Consider the following 15,929-nt stretch of genomic DNA (forward strand, 5'->3'; position numbering starts at 1 on the left):
CCTGTACAGGTGATGGTTATGGTTATACCGGCGCGACCAGGTAGCGAATAGCCGGTGAGGTTGTGCCCTGATGAAAAGCCAGAACGCGGCTCTGCAGCAGGAGGTCATTCATGGTGTGGCGCTCCTGCTGGCGCAGATGCTCAATCCACGAGCCCATCAGGAAGGTCTCGATAAACAGACCGGGGCGCTCGATATCTTCATACACCGCCCAGCTCATCGCCCCGGCGCGGCGGCGCACCCGGCGCAGCTCGTGGACCGCCTCCAGGAAGGCTTTGGCGTGTTGCGGGTCGATGAGGTACTCGTGCGAGACCAGCACCGGGCCGCGTTCGTTCGGCAGGTCAATCTCTACGCCGTCCAGCGGCTGACCGCTCAGGTCGAGGTTCAGGTCCGGATCTTTCTCCAGCTTCCAGCGGAACACCGTCGCGCTCGCCAGCACCATCCCCAGCGTGGCGACAACCAGCGAGGTTGGGGTACCGAACCGGGAGGCGATCTGCCCCCAGAGGGCGCTGCCTGCGGTCATCGAGCCGAAGAACACCGTCAGATACACCGCCAGCGCGCGGGCCTTCACCCAGCGGGCGGCGCTGCGCTGCGCGCCGAGATTGAGGGTGGAGAGCACCGCAATCCACGCGAAGCCAGTGAAAAACTCAAACAGGTTAAGCAGCCAGACGTGGCGCACAAACGCCAGCGCCAGCATGGTGAGGGCAAAGGTCAGGCTGGCGGCCACCATCAGGCGGTCGGCATTCAGCCGCTGGCGCAGGCGCGGCAGCAGAATCGCACCGGCAATCGCCCCCAGGCCAATGCACGCCAGCATTACGCCGTAGCCCGCCGGGCCTAAGCCCAGCTCGCGGCGCGCCACCAGCGGCAGTAACGCCCAGCCTGCGCTGCCGAAAACGAAGAAGGCCACGGTGCGCACCAGCACGTTGCGCAGCACCGGCGCGGCGTGCACGTAGCGAATGCCGGATCGCACCGCCGAGAAGAAATGCTCCGGCGGCAGACGCTGCACGGTCGGGGCCTGACGCCAGCGCCACAGTACCCACGCCACGCCGACCACGGACAGCGCGTTCAGGGCAAACACCATCCACGGCCCGGCGAGCGACAGCAGAAAACCACCCAGCGCGGGGCCAATCGCCCGGCTGATGTTTACCCCGAGCGAGTTCAGCGCCACGGCGGCACCCAGCTCGGGCTTGCTCACCAGGTCCGGCACCACGGCCTGAAACGGCGGCGAGCTCATCGCCGCGCCGACGCTCAGCAGAAACGTCGCCACCAGCAGAACGGCGGGGGTGACGTGTCCGGTGAAGGAGAGCACCGTCAGCCCGGCGGCGGCGATAAACACCCACAGCTGGGAGAAGAGCAGGTATTTACGTCGGTCGACGATATCCGCCATTACCCCGGACGGCAGGGCGAAGAGGAACATCGGCAGGCTGCTGGCCGCCTGCACTAGCGCGATGTCCAGCGGATCGGCGCTCAGGGTCAGCATGCTCCAGTTGATGCCGACGTCGCTCATCCATGAGCCGACGTTAGAGACCACCGTGGCGATCCACAGCATCCTGAACACCGGCTGGCTTAGCGGCTGCCAGGGCGAAACCGTTGATGTGTGCGTCGTCTCGACGTGTGCGTCGCGAACGTCGTTAACCTGGGTCATGCGAACCTCTCCGCTGCCTTACGCTGCAATCGCCACTGGCCCGGGCCGGTGAGGGCAAGGGTGGTAAAGATAATCAGCAACAGCCAGCCAAACTGCCCTTCGGCAATCGACCAGTTCGGGTGCACCGCCAGCATCGCCACCAGCAGCACGGCGATAATCGGCAGGCACGCCAGGCGGGTATACACGCCCGCAATGATAAACAGTGGGCAAATTACCTCGGCGACGATGGCCGGGATCAGGCTGGCATAGGGCCCGAAGCCGAACGGATCTTCAATACGCGTCAGCTCTTCACTGAAGTGCAGCACCTTTGGCAGGCCGTGCACGTACAGCAGCAGCAGGCTGCCGGTCAGGCGCAGGAAGAACAGCCCCAGGTCAACCCGGGGCGGAGCAAGCGTGTTTTTCATCAGAATGCAAAGCAGCTGCAGCCCAGCGCCCCCCAGAAAGCGTTATCGTCGGACACCGGCATTTCTGACGTGCGGGCAAAATCATGCTGGTGGCTGTGGACCCCGCACGGGCCGCTGCAGTGGTGAACGGCGCTCATGCCCACGCGTGCGGCCTGCGGCGGCGCGCTGCGGTAGTGGCCCGGTACTTTCACGACCGGGGACCAGTCGGGCAGAACCGGAATGGCGGGCGGCGCGAGCGGGCCAAAGGTGCCTGCCGCGTAGACGATATCGCCGTTGACCACCGTCAGGACGGACTCGATGCCCTTGATCTCCTCTTCCGGCACGCGGAAGTAGTCTTTGCTGAGTACGGCCAGGTCGGCGAGCTGGCCGACCTTGATCTGCCCCTTCTGATTCTGCTCGCTGGAGAACCACGCGCTGCCCTGGGTCCAGAGCATCAGGGCGGTATCGCGATCCAGACGGGCGCTGTGGTCGTACATCTGCATCCCGCCGACGGTACGGCCGGAGACCAGCCAGTAGAGCGCGGTCCACGGGTTGTAGCTCGCCACGCGGGTGGCGTCGGTGCCTAAGCCCACCGGTACCCCGGTCTCCAGCATTTTCGCCACCGGCGGTGTATGGCGGGTGGCTTCGATACCGTAACGTTCGGCAAAGTACTCGCCCTGGAAGGCCATACGGTGCTGGACGGCAATGCCGCCCCCGAGCGCTTTGATGCGGTCGATGTTGGCCTGGGTGACGGTTTCCGCATGGTCAAAGAACCAGTGCAGGCCGTTGAACGGAATGTCGCGGTTCACCTTCTCGAAGACGTCCAGCATGCGGCTGATGGATTCGTTATAGGTGGCGTGCAGGCGGAACGGCCAGCGGTGCTCCACCAGATGGCGCACCACGCGCTCCAGCTCGTCCTCCATGCCCGGCGCGAGATCCGGGCGGGGTTCGAGGAAATCTTCAAAATCGGCGGCGGAGAAGACCAGCATCTCGCCCGCGCCGTTATGGCGGAAGAAGTCGCTTCCCTGGCCCGGCGTGAGCATGTCGGTCCATTTCTCAAAGTCCTCCAGCTCGTGGCCCGGACGCTGGGTAAACAGGTTGTAGGCGATGCGGATGGTCATCTGCTTTTTCTCGTGCAGCTCGGCAATCACCTCGTAATCTTCCGGGTAGTTCTGGAAGCCGCCGCCCGCGTCGATGGCGCTGGTCAGCCCCAGACGGTTCAGCTCGCGCATGAACTGACGGGTGGAGTTAACCTGCTGCTCCAGCGGCAGCTTCGGTCCTTTGGCCAGCGTGGCGTAGAGGATCATGGCGTTCGGGCGCGCAATCAGCATCCCGGTTGGGTTGCCGTTGGCGTCACGCTGGATCTCGCCGCCCGGCGGGTTCGGCGTGTCTTTGGTATAGCCGACCACCTTCAGCGCGGCGCGGTTGAGCAGGGCGCGGTCGTAGAGGTGCAGGATGAAAACCGGGGTGTCCGGGGCGGCGGCGTTGATCTCGTCCAGCGTCGGCATGCGGCGTTCGGCAAACTGGAACTCGGTCCAGCCGCCCACCACGCGTACCCACTGCGGCGACGGGGTGCGCAGGGCCTGCTCTTTCAGCATCCGCAGGGCATCTGCCAGCGACGGCACGCCTTCCCAGCGCAGCTCGAGGTTGTAGTTCAGCCCGCCGCGAATGAGGTGCAGGTGTGAATCGTTCAGCCCGGGGATGGCGGTGTGGCCTTTCAAATCGACCACTTTCGTACCGTCGCAGTGATGTTGCATCACCTCAGCGACGGTACCCACTTCCAGAAATTTTCCATCGCGCACGGCAACGGCTTCCGCGATGGGGTTCTCGCGATCGACGGTATGAAACTGGCCATTAACCAGAATGAGATCGGCTTTACCGAGGGTAACCATAACTGCTCCTGACTGAGAGGGGAATGGTCAGGATTATGGGAACCGGTTTCGGCAAAGATCCAGTTATACAATAGGATAGGTATACCAAAGTATAACTATACCTAAGGTTAACTATACGAAGAGATAATTACGCCCAGGGGCGATAAACCGCAGGATGAGCGTGACTTTATCGCCGTGCGCTCACGGCGATTTCACCCTTAACCACTGGAAAATGCTATGACCTCTTCAAAGCTCGAAGTGTTAACCCCTGCGAACTGTCAGATTATCTTTATCGATCACCAGCCTCAGATGGCGTTTGGCGTGCAGTCTATTGACCGCCAGGTGCTGAAAAATAACACCGTGGCGCTGGCGAAAGCGGCGAAAGTCTTCAATATCCCGACCATCATCACCACCGTAGAGACCGAAAGCTTCTCCGGTAACACCTATCCGGAACTGCTGGACGTGTTCCCGGGCCAGGACATTCTGGAGCGTACCTCCATGAACTCCTGGGACGACCAGAAAGTGCGTGACGCGCTGAAGGCCAACGGCAAGAAGAAAGTCGTGGTAGCAGGTCTGTGGACCGAAGTGTGCAACAACAGCTTTGCCCTGTGCGCGATGCTGGAAGGCGATTATGAAATTTATATGGTGGCGGATGCCTCCGGCGGCACGTCAAAAGAAGCCCACGACTTCGCGATGCAGCGCATGATCCAGGCGGGCGTGATCCCGGTGACCTGGCAGCAGGTCATGCTGGAGTGGCAGCGCGACTGGGCGCGTAAAGAGACCTACACCGCGGTAATGGATATCGTGCGCGAGCACTCCGGCGCGTACGGCATGGGCGTCGATTACGCATACACCATGGTGCACAAAGCGCCGTCTCGCCAGAAGAGCGAGCACCGCACCTTAGCGCCGGTCCCGGCTCGCTAAGCCCTGTCGGCGGGCTGGCCCCTCATCCGGCTCGCCGCTGCTTTTTTCTCTGGAGTTCACAATGAGTACTGGGCTGATATCCCTTGCGGCAGGCGTGTTGATTGGCCTGATGTATGCCGTGCTGAAGGTGCGCTCCCCCGCGCCGCCCGCTCTGGCGCTGATTGGCCTGCTGGGGATGCTGGCGGGTGAACAGGCGACGCGGCATCTGTTATCCCGCGACAGTGCGCCTGCACAGGTCACCGTTCCGGCAGCACCGCAGACAGGAGCATCGTCATGAAAGCATGGATCATTTCGCTGGTGTGCGGCGTGGTAGCTGGGGTAATTTACGCTCTGCTCGACGTCCATTCGCCGGCACCGCCGGTTGTCGCCCTGCTTGGCCTGTTTGGCATGCTGGTGGGGGAACAGCTCATCCCGGTGGGACGGCGCTTAATGAGTCGCGAACCGCTGACCCTCGCCTGGTTTCGTCACGAATGCGTACCGAAAATCAGCGGCACGGCGCCCCCGGCGCCCGCGAAGGACACGCGCGACGTTTAATGATTTGTGAGAGGAAAGACCGCATGACGCTGCCGTGGCGCATTGCCATCATTGATGACGAACGTTCCGTCCGCAGCGGGTTGAGTAATCTCCTGGAGTCGGAAGGGTATTCGACCGATACGTTTGATTCGGCTGAGGGGTTCCTGAGCCATCCTCTCGCGCTGTCCGGCGCGGCGCTGGTGATCACCGATATCAAGCTGCGAGGCATGAGCGGCCTTGAGCTGTTCGACAAGCTGCGGCTGCTGGCCGTACCGCCTCCTCCTGTACTCTTTATCTCCGGTCATGCTGATGAAAATATGCAGCGGTACGCCCTCAGTCTGGGCGCCGCTGCATTTTTGCGTAAGCCGATTAACATCGATATTCTGCTGGATCATATTCAGCGGGAGCTGGCCCGCCGACAATAAGGATCGCGGATGAACGAAAACGAGCAGCCTGCATTCTGGCCCGCCCAGGGAAATCTTCATCAGGGGCGGGTTTTTGTCCTTAAAGAGGATGTGATTTTTACCGTGCTGGCGCAGGAGGGCGGCATCGCCTGGATGAACGCACGTCATCCCCATTCCGGCGGCTCCTTCATCATTGCCACCGCGGTGAGTGACGAAGAGGAAGAGCGGGCCACCCGGCTGCTGAAAAACGAGTTTGCGCTGCGCGACGTGCTCCAGGACAGCTGGGCCATTCGCGCCGTCGCCTCTACCCAGTATCGGGGGCGTTTCGCGCTGGTTTACGCCCCGTTTTCGTTTGAGCTGCTGGCGCGACGCGCGGGCAGGGCGATCTCCGGGATTGCGCGCTTTATCGAGCTGGCGATCCAGATCTGCGTCCCCCTGCGCCAGATGCATCTGCAAAACCTGATCCACGGCGATATCAAACCCGGCAGTATTTTTGTTTATCACGATGCCACCTGCCGTCTGGGCAGCTTTGGTCTCTCCTGCCGTTTTTCCGATGCCTTCTCGCAGACCCGTCTTACCGTTTCAGGCGGTACCCCCGCCTGGATGTCGCCGGAACATACCACCCGCACCCGGCGCCCCGTCGACAGCCGCAGCGATCTCTACAGCCTCGGCATGGTGCTGTATGAACTTCTGACCGGACGCCTGCCGTTTGAACTGGGCGCGGACGATCAGACCAACTGGGCGCACTACCATATTGCCTCGGAGCCGCTGGCCCCGGACGTGATACGCCCGGACGTGCCGGGAATGCTCTCGACCATCCTCCTCAAGCTGCTGGAAAAGCATCCTGATAACCGTTATCAGACGGTGGACGGACTGATTGCCGACCTGCGACGCTGCCAGGCGACGTTGACCGGTGAGGGCGAGATCGCCCCCTTTACTCCCGGTCAGCAGGATCGCACCCCGGCGATCCATCTGGCGGATTCCCTGTTCGCGACGCATCCGCAGGCGAATGACGTCATTGCCGCGTTTGAGCGAGTCGGGCAGAGCCGGGTGCCAGAGCTGGTGACGATCGGCGGACCGTCAGGGATCGGGAAATCCTCGATCATCGCGACGGCGCTTAAAACGCTGCAGCAGCGTACGGTGCTGCTGGCGGTAGGCAAGGTGGACCAGTTTTCGCCGTCACTGCCTTACGGCGTGCTAAGTTCCGCGTTTCGCACCCTGACGTTGCACCTGCTGGGGCTGCCCGCAGACGACGTGGCGAAGTGGAAAATCCGCCTCTCGCGCGCGCTGGAGGGCCACGAGGCGCTCGCCGTCAGTCTTGTGCCTGAACTGGGGCTGCTGCTTGAGAGCAAACCGCGCTTCTCGCCGGATACGTTTTCCATTGATGCCCGGGCGCGCTTCAGCCATATGGTGCTGGCGCTGGTCAAAACCTTTGCCTCTCAGGGCTGCCCGCTGGTGCTGGTGCTTGACGATCTTCAGTGGAGCGACGCCGCCAGCCTGCATACGCTCAAATACCTGCTGGTGAACAGCGGGGCAATCCCGCTGCTGGTGGTTGTTGCTCACCGGGATATCTGTTCGTTATCCGATGCCACCTTACAAGCGCTGCTGACGAGTCTTCCGGAAGCGGCGCTAAACGCGAGCGAAATTGTCCCTCAGGCGCTGTCCGTGAAAGCGGTAGCGCGCTGGCTGGCGACGCTGTTTCGAACCCGCAGCACGGCGACGTCTGACCTCGCCACGCTGATCCATGAAAAAACCGGGGGCAACCCGCTCTTTGTGCATGAGTTTTTCCGCCGCATTGTCGATGACGGGCTGGTGGTGCATAACAAATATCAGGATAAGTGGCACTACGATCTGCAGGCGATCCGCGCCCGGCATTACACCGAAAACGTCGTCACCCTGGTGCTGGAGCAGCTCGAAGAGTTGCCCGACGAGACGCGTCGCCTGCTGGGGAGTTTTGCTTGCCTCGGCGGCAAGGGCGAGATGGAGATGATATGCCGCGTTGTCGGCATGTCGATGGCGGAAATGCGCTATGCGCTCCATCCGGCGGTCATGGCGCAGCTCATCGTGCTGACGGAAAAAGAGTACGCCTTCACCCACGACAGGGTGCAGGAAGCCGCCTTCGCGCTGCTGGATCCGCATGAGAAAAGCCACCTTCATCTGACCACCGCCAGCCTGCTGGCCGATGCCGCGCGGCAGGCTGCGGGAAACGAACTGCTTTTCCGCGCCGTTCACCATGTTACGGCCGCACTGGACAGCATTCAGCCCGCTCCGCAGCGGCAGATGTTCCGCGAGCTGAGCCTGCTGGCCGCGCGCCGGGCGAAACGCACGGGCGATTATCTTTCGGCACTGAGCTACATCCAGACGGCGAGAGCGCTGGGCAATGCCGGGGTGGTGTCAGACTTTGTGCTGGATATTGAAGAGGCGGGCTGCGAGTTTGCGCTCGGCCATCTGGAGCGGACCCGCGAGCTGTGCGATGCGATCCTGGGCTGCCCCGGCGGGCTGACCGAAAAAGCGCTGGCGGCCAACCTGCTGGTGGAAGTCTATATTCGCCAGTCGGATAGCCGTCTGGCGCTGGAGGCGGCGCTCTGCTGGCTGGGTATTTTTGGTATTCAGATCGGCCGCCATCCGGAAGATGCCGACTGCGATGCTGCCTGGAAAGACTTCTGTAACCGCACGGGCGACGCGCCGCAAAGCCGCTATGCCCAGCTCTCGCGGATGGAAAATCCGGAAACGGAAGCGGTAATGAACCTGCTCTACAGCGCCAGCATTTGCGCCAGCTTCATCTGTCCGCGTCTGCACTTTTTGCTGCTCTGCCGCATGATGCACCTGACCCTCGACCACGGCATCACCGGCGCCTCCACCACGGCGATGGCCTGGTTTGGCGTGTTGATCGGCCACCGCTACGCCGAGTATCGCCTCGGGTTCCAGTACGGCACGCTGGCCCGCGAGCTGGTCAATCGCCACGGCTATGATGCGTATGAAGCGAAAACCCTGCTGCCGCTCGATCAGCTCAGCGTCTGGACCCAGCCGCTGTCGTTCACCATTGAGTGCGCAAAAGCCTGCTTCACCGCGGCGGTAACCCACGGTGATATGACGATGGCCTGCTTCGCGGCCTGCCACCAGGCCATTAACTTCCTCTCTCGGGGCGATCATCTCGACGGGGTGCTGACCAGCATCGATCGCGGCCTGGCCTTTGTGCGGAAAACCCACTTCCAGGACGTTGAGACCATTTTGATGGTTCAGCGTGGCTACGTTGAGTTTTTACGCACGCCGGTGATCGGCACCTGGACCGCCTCGCAGGTGCTGCCGGAGGCGCTGCTGCCTGCTTCGCCAGAGCAGGCTCCGGAACAGACGTCGACCATGCTGTTCTGGTACTGGCTCTATCGCGGTATGGCGCACTTTACCTGCGGCGAATTTGCCGATGCGCAGGCGGATCTTGAGATGGCGGGCTGGTACGCGTGGTCTGCGCCTGGCCATATCCATCTGCTGGATTACCATCTCTACAGCGCCCTGGCGCTTTCCCGCCAGCTAACGCCGGAGACGTTCTCGGCGAATCATCGACGCAGTATTCACGCGCACTACGACAAAATTGCCCTCTGGGCGCGCATTAATCCGGGGACGTTTGCGGATAAAGAAGCGCTGATTTACGCCGAAATCGTGCGTCTGGACGGCATGAACAGCATTGCGCTTGAGCAGTATGAGAAAGCGGTCCGGCTGTCACGCGAGGGCGGCTTTAATCCGATTAACGCCCTGGCGCACGAGCTGGCGGGTCGCTTTGCGCTGTCCTGCGGTTACCCGACCGCGTCAGATGCGCATTTTCGCGGCGCCATTGCCGCCTGGGGCCGTGCCGGGGCACAGGCTAAGGTGCGCCAGCTGGAGCAGGATTTCCCACATCTGCTGGCCTCCGGACAGGCCAGCGCCTATGACACGGTGGCGTTTGCCCAGAATGAAGTGATCCGCGATCTGCAGAGCGTGATCAAAGCCTCACGCGCCCTGTCGGAAGAGATCAACCTTGAGCGGCTTATCGAAAACCTGATGACGCTGCTGCTCGAACGTGCCGGGGCGCAGCGCGGCCTGCTGCTTCGCGTGAGCGATAACCTGATTCCGGAGATCGAAGCCAGCGCGTGGACCAGCACCGAGGGCGTGCGGGTGCGGATCCTGAAGGACGTACCGGTAGCCACCGACATGCCGCTGTCGGTCCTGGCGGCGGTGATCCGCACCGGACAGGAGATCCGCACCGGTAAACCGGAGGAGTTCCATCCCTTCAGCCAGGATCCCTACCTGGTGACCTCGGGGGCGGCCGTGATGTGCGTTCCGATGTTCAAACAGGCGCGGCTGGTGGGGGTGCTCTATCTGGAAAACCGCCTGATGCCGGAGGTCTTCACCGCCGAGCACTCTCGCGTGGTGAGCCTGCTGGGGGCGCAGGCTGCGGTCTCTCTGGAGACGGCGCGGCTGTACGCGGAACTGCTGGCGGAGAACATCCAGCGCCGACGCGTGGAAAAAGAGCTGCGCGCCAGCCAGAACTCGCTGATGCTGGGTGAGCAGATCAGCCACACCGGGAGCTGGCGCTGGGAGCTGGAACAGGATCTGATGTTTATGTCCGAAGAGTACGCCCGTATTCTCGGCCTGCCCGAGCAGCAAAAGATGATCTCCATGGCGGAGTTTTTGACCTTCGTCCATGAGGATGATTACGCCCGCATCAGCGCCATCGTCACCCAGAGCGTGCGCGAGGGGCTCTCTATGCGCGCGGAATTTCGTATTAAGCGTACCGACGGTTCCACGCGCTATATCCTCGGGATTGGCGATCCGGTGGGCGTGGGCAGTGAGGTGAACGAGTATTACGGCATCATTACCGATATCACCAGTCAGCGCGCCGCGGAGGATGCCATGCGGGTGGCGCAGGCGGAACTGGCGCGGGTGTCGCGTGCCACCACGGTCGGTCAGTTAACCTCTTCCATCGCCCACGAGATCAACCAGCCGCTGATGTCGATCGTCTCTAACGCCGGGGCAAGCCTGCGCTGGCTTAACCGTGAACCCGCCCGGCTGGATAAAGTGCGGGAAGGGCTGGAGGAGATCGCCGCGGAAGGCGCCCGGGCGGGGGAGATCATCCGCAGCATTCAGTCCCTGACGCGCAAGCAGGATCCGACCTTCGCGCGTATCGATCTCCACTATCTGATCCACCACATTATTACCCTTTCCCGCAGCGAGCTGGAGCAGCGACACATTAGCGTGGATTATCTGTTAAACGCCGGTGACAGCTTTATCACCGGGGACAGCGTGCAGATCCAGCAGGTGCTGCTGAATCTGGTGATGAACGCCGTTGAGGCCATGGCGGAGGTTAACGATCGCCCCTGCATCATCACCCTCAGCACCGGCAACGCCGACGGGAACGTTATCGTCGAGATCGCCGATACCGGCAGCGGCATTGAGCCCGAGCGGCTGGAGAAGATTTTTGACTCGTTCTATTCCACCAAGGCGCAGGGAATGGGGATGGGGCTGACCATCAGCGCCAGCATCATTGAGCGACACAGAGGAAAACTGAGCGCGCGCCGCCGGGAGCCACACGGCACGGTGTTTGCGTTTGTGTTACCGCTTGCCGGGCAGACAGGGGAGTAGTTAATCCGCAGGCTGGCTGTGGGTCAGGCGCTCAACGGCCCTGACCAGCTCCGCCACGGAGCGCACCTGCATTTTTTCCATTACGCGACGGCGATGCACTTTCACCGTGATCTCACTGACGCCAAGCTCGGCGGCAATTTGCTTGTTCAGCATCCCGCTTATCGCCAGTGTTAACACCTCATGTTCCCGTGGCGTAAGGGACATGTGGCGCTGCTTCAGGGCGTAGTGCTCTTTGTTGCGCACGGCGTTGTTTTCCGCCAGCTGGAGCGCAGACTGAATGGCGTCGATCAGCGCGGTGGATTCAACGGGCTTGGTGAGAAATTCGTACGCGCCGCCTTTAATGGCGCGCACCGACATCGGGATAGTGCCGTGGCCGGTGAGAAAAATAATCGGGATGTCGCGCCCGCTGTCCTTGAGGGCGTCCGCTACGTCAAAACCTGAAATGGCGGGCATTTGCATATCGAGGATCACACACGAGGGCAGATCCTCAAAACGGTGCTGAAGAAACGCCTCTGCTGATGAAAACCCCATGGCGTCTAAATCCGCTGATTCCAGCAGGCCGAGAACGGACTGCCTGACCGCGTCATCGTCGTCAACCACATACACAATGTGTTCCATTCACTGCCCCGGTGCTGAGTTAACTGTCGAGAAAATATACACGTCCCGTCACGTAAGAGACTGTTTCTGCTGACTTTCATCTTAACACATTAAATATCATTATCATTTAACAATATGATAACCGTATGAAGAGGAAGTATAGCGAACGGTTGTCGACTGGCGTGCCGTTTGCCTGCGCACGTTTCATCATCGTTCTCGCGATCTGTCTCTGAGGACTTTACCCCGTAAAACAGGCTACACTCTGGTTTTGAGCGCGACAAGCTGAGGAAACAACAATGCTCTACACACTGAAAGAAAGCGACAAGGATAAGGCGGAAGGGTCAAACGGCGCGGGCGCTCTGCAGCAAAAACTGCTGGAATCCCGTTCGATTGTGATCTCCGGGGAGATCAACCAGGAGCTGGCGCAGAAGGTGATCACCCAGATGATCCTGCTGCAAAGCGTCAGCAACGATCCGATCAAGCTGTATATCAACAGCCAGGGCGGCCACGTGGAAGCGGGTGACACCATCCACGACTTTATCAAATTCATCCGTCCGGAAGTGCACGTCATCGGTACCGGTTGGGTGGCGAGCGCGGGGATCACCATCTTCCTGGCGGCGAAAAAAGAGCACCGTTATTCCCTGCCTAATACCCGCTTTATGATCCACCAGCCGCTGGGCGGCGTGCGCGGTCAGGCAACGGATATTGAGATCGAAGCGCGCGAGATCATCCGTATGCTGGATCGCGTGAACAAGCTGATCGCTGACGCCACCGGCCAGCCGCTGGAGAAAGTGAAAAAAGACACCGACCGTAACTTCTGGATGTCGCCGGCAGAAGCGCTGGACTACGGCATTGTGGGCAAGCTGATTACCCACTATGACGAACTGAAGCTGGACTAAGTTTTAGCGCCGTATTGCGTCGGGTGACGGCAATGCCTTACCCGACCTACGCGAGCTGGTTTGACCCATGACAAGTTCCCCCTCCACCGTCTCCCCTATAATCGCGCCTGTTTCCCCTCTCACTGGTGCTACCCATGGCGTATCAACTGAACCTGAACTGGCCGGAATTTCTCGAAAAATACTGGCAAAAACAACCCGTAGTGCTGAAAAATGCCTTCCCGAATTTTGTCGATCCGATTACCCCGGACGAGCTGGCAGGTCTGGCGATGGAGCCGGAAGTTGACAGTCGTCTGGTGAGCCACGCTAACGGCAAATGGCAGGCCAGTAATGGTCCGTTTGAACACTTTGACGATCTGGGCGAAACGGGCTGGTCGCTGCTGGCGCAGGCGGTGAACCACTGGCATATGCCCGCGGCGGAACTGGTGCGTCCGTTCCGCGTTCTGCCGGACTGGCGACTTGACGATCTGATGATCTCCTTCTCCGTGCCGGGCGGCGGCGTGGGTCCGCATATCGATCAGTACGATGTGTTTATCATTCAGGGGATGGGCAGCCGCCGCTGGCGCGTGGGTGACAAGCTGCCGATGCGTCAGTTCTGCCCACATCCGGCACTGCTGCATGTCGATCCGTTTGAGCCGATCATCGACGAAGATCTTGCGCCGGGCGATATCCTCTACATTCCACCAGGATTCCCGCACGACGGCTTCACCCACGAAACGGCGCTTAACTACTCCGTCGGTTTCCGCGGGCCGAACGGTCGCGATCTGATCAGCAGCTTCGCCGATTACGCGCTGGAAAACGATCTGGGCGGCGAGCACTATAGCGATCCGGATCTGACCTGTCGTGAACACCCGGGCCGCGTGGAGCAGTACGAGCTCGATCGCATTCGTCAGATGATGATCGAGATGATCAGCAAGCCGGATGATTTCACGAAATGGTTCGGCAGCTTTGTCTCGACGCCGCGCCACGAGCTGGATATTGCCGCCGCCGAGCCACCGTATGTGCCGGAAGAGGTGCTGGATGCGCTTCAGGGCGGCGAAACGCTGTCTCGCCTGAGCGGCCTGCGCGTGCTGAATATTAACGGCAGCTTCTTCATTAACAGCGAACAGCTTGAGACGGTCGATGCGAAGGCCGCGGATGCGCTGTGCCGCTACACCGAACTCGGCCAGGCCGAGCTGGGCGATGCGCTGAAAAACCCGGCGTTTGTTGAAGAGCTCACCGGGCTGATTAACCAGGGGTACTGGTACTTCGACGAGTAGTGCGGCACGGTTTTCTCCCTCTCCCTGTGGGAGAGGGTCGGGGTGAGGGCATCAGGCCGCACTAGCCCTCCTCCATCGCAATCACAATCGCTTCACCCATCTTCTTCAATGCCTCGCGATTTTTGTCCGTCGGCGGCAGCGCCACGTTGATGCGCAGGCAGTTGCGGTACTTCCCTGAAGCGGAAAACAGCGACCCGGCTGCGGCCTGGATCTTCAGCCGACACAGCTGCTTGCTGACGCACACCATATCCACCTTCTCCGGCAGCTCAACCCACAGCAGGAAGCTGCCCTGCGGGCGGGTCACGCAAATCCCTGCCGGAAAATACTGCCGAACCCAGCAGGTATAGGTTTCCATATTCTGCTGATAAATCTGGCGCATACGGCGGACGTGGCGATGGTAATGGCCGTCGCGAATAAACGCCGCCACCGCCATCTGCGTGCCCGGTACGTTAAACCCGCCCGCGGCGTATTTCATGTGCATCACCCGGTCGTAATAGCGTCCCGGCACAATCCAGCCCACGCGCAGACCCGGTGCCACGGTTTTGGTAAACGAGCTGCAGAGGATCACCCGGCCGTCGATATCCATCGAATGAATGGTTCGCGGACGCGGGTACTCCGCCGCCAGCTCGCCGTAGATATCATCTTCAACAATCACAATGTCGTGCCGCTGGGCGAGGGCTAAGACCTGCTTTTTCCGCGCTTCCGGCATGATAAACCCGAGCGGGTTATTGCAGTTGGGCACCAGGATCACCGCTTTGATCGGCCACTGCTCCAGCGCCAGCTCAAGCGCCTCAATGCTGATCCCGGTTTCCGGGTCGGTGGGAATTTCAATCGCCTTGATGTTAAACCCGCGCAACATCTGCATGGTGCCGTGAAACGACGGCGACTCCACCGCCACGATATCCCCCGGTTGACATACCGAGAGCAGGGCAATCGACAGCGCGCCGTGGCAGCCGTTGGTGATGACAATCTCGTTCGCTGCCACGGTGGAGCCGCCGTCCAGCATCAGGCGGGCGATCTGCTCGCGCAGCTCCAGGCGCCCGTCGAGCACGTCATAGCTCAGCATCTCACCCGGATTATGCTGCGCGATGCGGCTCATCTCGCGCCACAGGGGCTTCAGGCTCGGCTGGTTAATGTCCGGCGAACCGCCGCCAAAAGAGATCATCTCTTTGTCAGCGCGGGCGTCCAGCAGCATCATCACCTCATCCCACTGGGTGACGTCCACGGGGCGCTGCACCGGGCGCGTCATCGCCGGGACGGGAGGCTGGGCTTTACGCTGCGAAACAAAATAGCCGGAGCGCGGCTGGGGCGTAATCAGCTGGAGGTTTTCAAGGATCTGATAAGCCTGCTGTATGGTGCTGATGCTCACGCCGTGCTCCTGGCTCAGCGTGCGCACCGACGGCAGACGTTCACCGCTGCGATACAGCCCTTGTTCAATGCGTTCTGCCAGGAGATTGGCCAGATGTTGATAGCGCGTCATGCTGTATCCTTTGTTTTCACCATACAGATTGTAAAACCAGTACAGATTGCCGTAAAAAATGCCATGCAGATACCGTTTTAGCGGATCTGTATGGTAAACAAAAGGTGTTTTTGCATCTGTATTGCACAGGCGGATTTCCAGGATGATAACCCCACAGGCACAGTGAGGAGAGCATCATGGAATTTTTCGAGAACCGTTCTAAAAGACCGTTTATCGTGTTTGTCTGGATCGCGAAAACGCTGCGTAACTGGTATCGCATCAACCGTACCCGCCGCATCCTGAGCCAGATGAGCGATGAGCAGCTCAAAGACGTGGGTTTATCCCGCAATGATATTTAAACCGTA

At 60.7% G+C, this 15,929-nt stretch carries 13 protein-coding genes; 8 read left to right on the top strand and 5 right to left on the bottom strand.

Annotated features, from left to right (window positions below):
• Positions 1-22: 22 nt before the first annotated feature.
• Genes L383_RS02920 through L383_RS02910 form a run of 3 tightly spaced genes read right to left on the bottom strand, consistent with a single transcriptional unit; the run spans position 23 to position 3,917 of the window.
• Positions 23-1,642, bottom strand: coding sequence for an MFS transporter (locus L383_RS02920; RefSeq protein WP_023331926.1), 1,620 nt, complete (start codon positions 1,640-1,642; stop codon positions 23-25).
• On the bottom strand, positions 1,639-2,046 hold the full coding sequence (locus L383_RS02915) for a DoxX family protein (RefSeq protein WP_014882379.1): 408 nt from the start codon (positions 2,044-2,046) through the stop codon (positions 1,639-1,641). Before L383_RS02915 ends, L383_RS02920 begins: the two co-directional genes overlap by 4 nt.
• A complete protein-coding gene (locus L383_RS02910) occupies positions 2,046-3,917 on the bottom strand; it encodes an amidohydrolase (RefSeq protein WP_023331927.1) in 1,872 nt (623 codons plus the stop codon). The genes L383_RS02915 and L383_RS02910 overlap by 1 nt, the downstream gene beginning before the upstream one ends.
• 216 nt (positions 3,918-4,133) lie before the next feature.
• Between L383_RS02910 and L383_RS02905 the strand changes: the two genes are divergently transcribed.
• The 5 genes from L383_RS02905 to L383_RS02885 all read left to right on the top strand — a co-directional run bounded on the left by L383_RS02905 (position 4,134) and on the right by L383_RS02885 (position 11,353).
• The gene (locus L383_RS02905) at positions 4,134-4,820 is read left to right on the top strand and encodes a hydrolase (protein WP_023331928.1); all 687 of its coding nucleotides are present in this window, start codon (positions 4,134-4,136) and stop codon (positions 4,818-4,820) included.
• 61 nt (positions 4,821-4,881) lie between these two features.
• Positions 4,882-5,097, top strand: coding sequence for a DUF1427 family protein (locus L383_RS02900; protein WP_014882382.1), 216 nt, complete (start codon positions 4,882-4,884; stop codon positions 5,095-5,097).
• Positions 5,094-5,354, top strand: a complete 261-nt coding sequence (locus L383_RS02895) for a XapX domain-containing protein (RefSeq protein WP_014882383.1) — start codon at positions 5,094-5,096, stop codon at positions 5,352-5,354. The genes L383_RS02900 and L383_RS02895 overlap by 4 nt, the downstream gene beginning before the upstream one ends.
• A 23-nt stretch (positions 5,355-5,377) precedes the next feature.
• A complete protein-coding gene (locus tag L383_RS02890) occupies positions 5,378-5,758 on the top strand; it encodes a response regulator transcription factor (RefSeq protein WP_014882384.1) in 381 nt (126 codons plus the stop codon).
• Positions 5,759-5,767: 9 nt separating this feature from the next.
• On the top strand, positions 5,768-11,353 hold the full coding sequence (locus tag L383_RS02885) for a trifunctional serine/threonine-protein kinase/ATP-binding protein/sensor histidine kinase (protein WP_023331929.1): 5,586 nt from the start codon (positions 5,768-5,770) through the stop codon (positions 11,351-11,353).
• Here L383_RS02885 and L383_RS02880 read toward each other — a convergent pair whose 3' ends face one another.
• Complete coding sequence (locus tag L383_RS02880) at positions 11,354-11,971, bottom strand: response regulator transcription factor (RefSeq protein WP_014882386.1); 618 nt, start codon at positions 11,969-11,971, stop codon at positions 11,354-11,356.
• Between the two features lie 275 nt (positions 11,972-12,246).
• Here L383_RS02880 and L383_RS02875 point away from each other — a divergent pair, with 275 nt between their 5' ends.
• Both L383_RS02875 and L383_RS02870 read left to right on the top strand, forming a co-directional pair.
• Positions 12,247-12,849, top strand: a complete 603-nt coding sequence (locus L383_RS02875) for an ATP-dependent Clp protease proteolytic subunit (RefSeq protein ID WP_014882387.1) — start codon at positions 12,247-12,249, stop codon at positions 12,847-12,849.
• A gap of 134 nt (positions 12,850-12,983) precedes the next feature.
• Positions 12,984-14,105, top strand: coding sequence for a ribosomal protein uL16 3-hydroxylase (locus L383_RS02870; protein WP_023331930.1), 1,122 nt, complete (start codon positions 12,984-12,986; stop codon positions 14,103-14,105).
• Between the two features lie 61 nt (positions 14,106-14,166).
• Here the strand turns inward: L383_RS02870 and L383_RS02865 are convergent, their stop codons facing one another.
• Positions 14,167-15,585, bottom strand: a complete 1,419-nt coding sequence (locus tag L383_RS02865) for an aminotransferase-like domain-containing protein (protein ID WP_014882389.1) — start codon at positions 15,583-15,585, stop codon at positions 14,167-14,169.
• Between the two features lie 176 nt (positions 15,586-15,761).
• On the opposite strand from L383_RS02865, the gene L383_RS02860 reads away from it, so the two are divergent.
• Entirely contained in the window at positions 15,762-15,923 is a 162-nt protein-coding gene (locus tag L383_RS02860; RefSeq protein WP_014882390.1) for a DUF1127 domain-containing protein, read from the top strand.
• Positions 15,924-15,929 lie beyond the last annotated feature (6 nt).

Source organism: Enterobacter sp. MGH 37, from assembly GCF_000534515.1.
Taxonomy (GTDB): Bacteria; Pseudomonadota; Gammaproteobacteria; order Enterobacterales; family Enterobacteriaceae; genus Enterobacter; species Enterobacter kobei.

Coding starts and splice junctions, on each gene's coding strand:
- L383_RS02885 (WP_023331929.1), top strand. CDS start 5,768: ATGAACGAAAACGAGCAGCCTGCATTCTGGCCCGCCCAGGGAAATCTT.
- L383_RS02860 (WP_014882390.1), top strand. CDS start 15,762: ATGGAATTTTTCGAGAACCGTTCTAAAAGACCGTTTATCGTGTTTGTC.
- L383_RS02915 (WP_014882379.1), bottom strand. CDS start 2,046: ATGAAAAACACGCTTGCTCCGCCCCGGGTTGACCTGGGGCTGTTCTTC.
- L383_RS02900 (WP_014882382.1), top strand. CDS start 4,882: ATGAGTACTGGGCTGATATCCCTTGCGGCAGGCGTGTTGATTGGCCTG.
- L383_RS02920 (WP_023331926.1), bottom strand. CDS start 1,642: ATGACCCAGGTTAACGACGTTCGCGACGCACACGTCGAGACGACGCAC.
- L383_RS02880 (WP_014882386.1), bottom strand. CDS start 11,971: ATGGAACACATTGTGTATGTGGTTGACGACGATGACGCGGTCAGGCAG.
- L383_RS02905 (WP_023331928.1), top strand. CDS start 4,134: ATGACCTCTTCAAAGCTCGAAGTGTTAACCCCTGCGAACTGTCAGATT.
- L383_RS02875 (WP_014882387.1), top strand. CDS start 12,247: ATGCTCTACACACTGAAAGAAAGCGACAAGGATAAGGCGGAAGGGTCA.
- L383_RS02890 (WP_014882384.1), top strand. CDS start 5,378: ATGACGCTGCCGTGGCGCATTGCCATCATTGATGACGAACGTTCCGTC.
- L383_RS02895 (WP_014882383.1), top strand. CDS start 5,094: ATGAAAGCATGGATCATTTCGCTGGTGTGCGGCGTGGTAGCTGGGGTA.
- L383_RS02865 (WP_014882389.1), bottom strand. CDS start 15,585: ATGACGCGCTATCAACATCTGGCCAATCTCCTGGCAGAACGCATTGAA.
- L383_RS02910 (WP_023331927.1), bottom strand. CDS start 3,917: ATGGTTACCCTCGGTAAAGCCGATCTCATTCTGGTTAATGGCCAGTTT.
- L383_RS02870 (WP_023331930.1), top strand. CDS start 12,984: ATGGCGTATCAACTGAACCTGAACTGGCCGGAATTTCTCGAAAAATAC.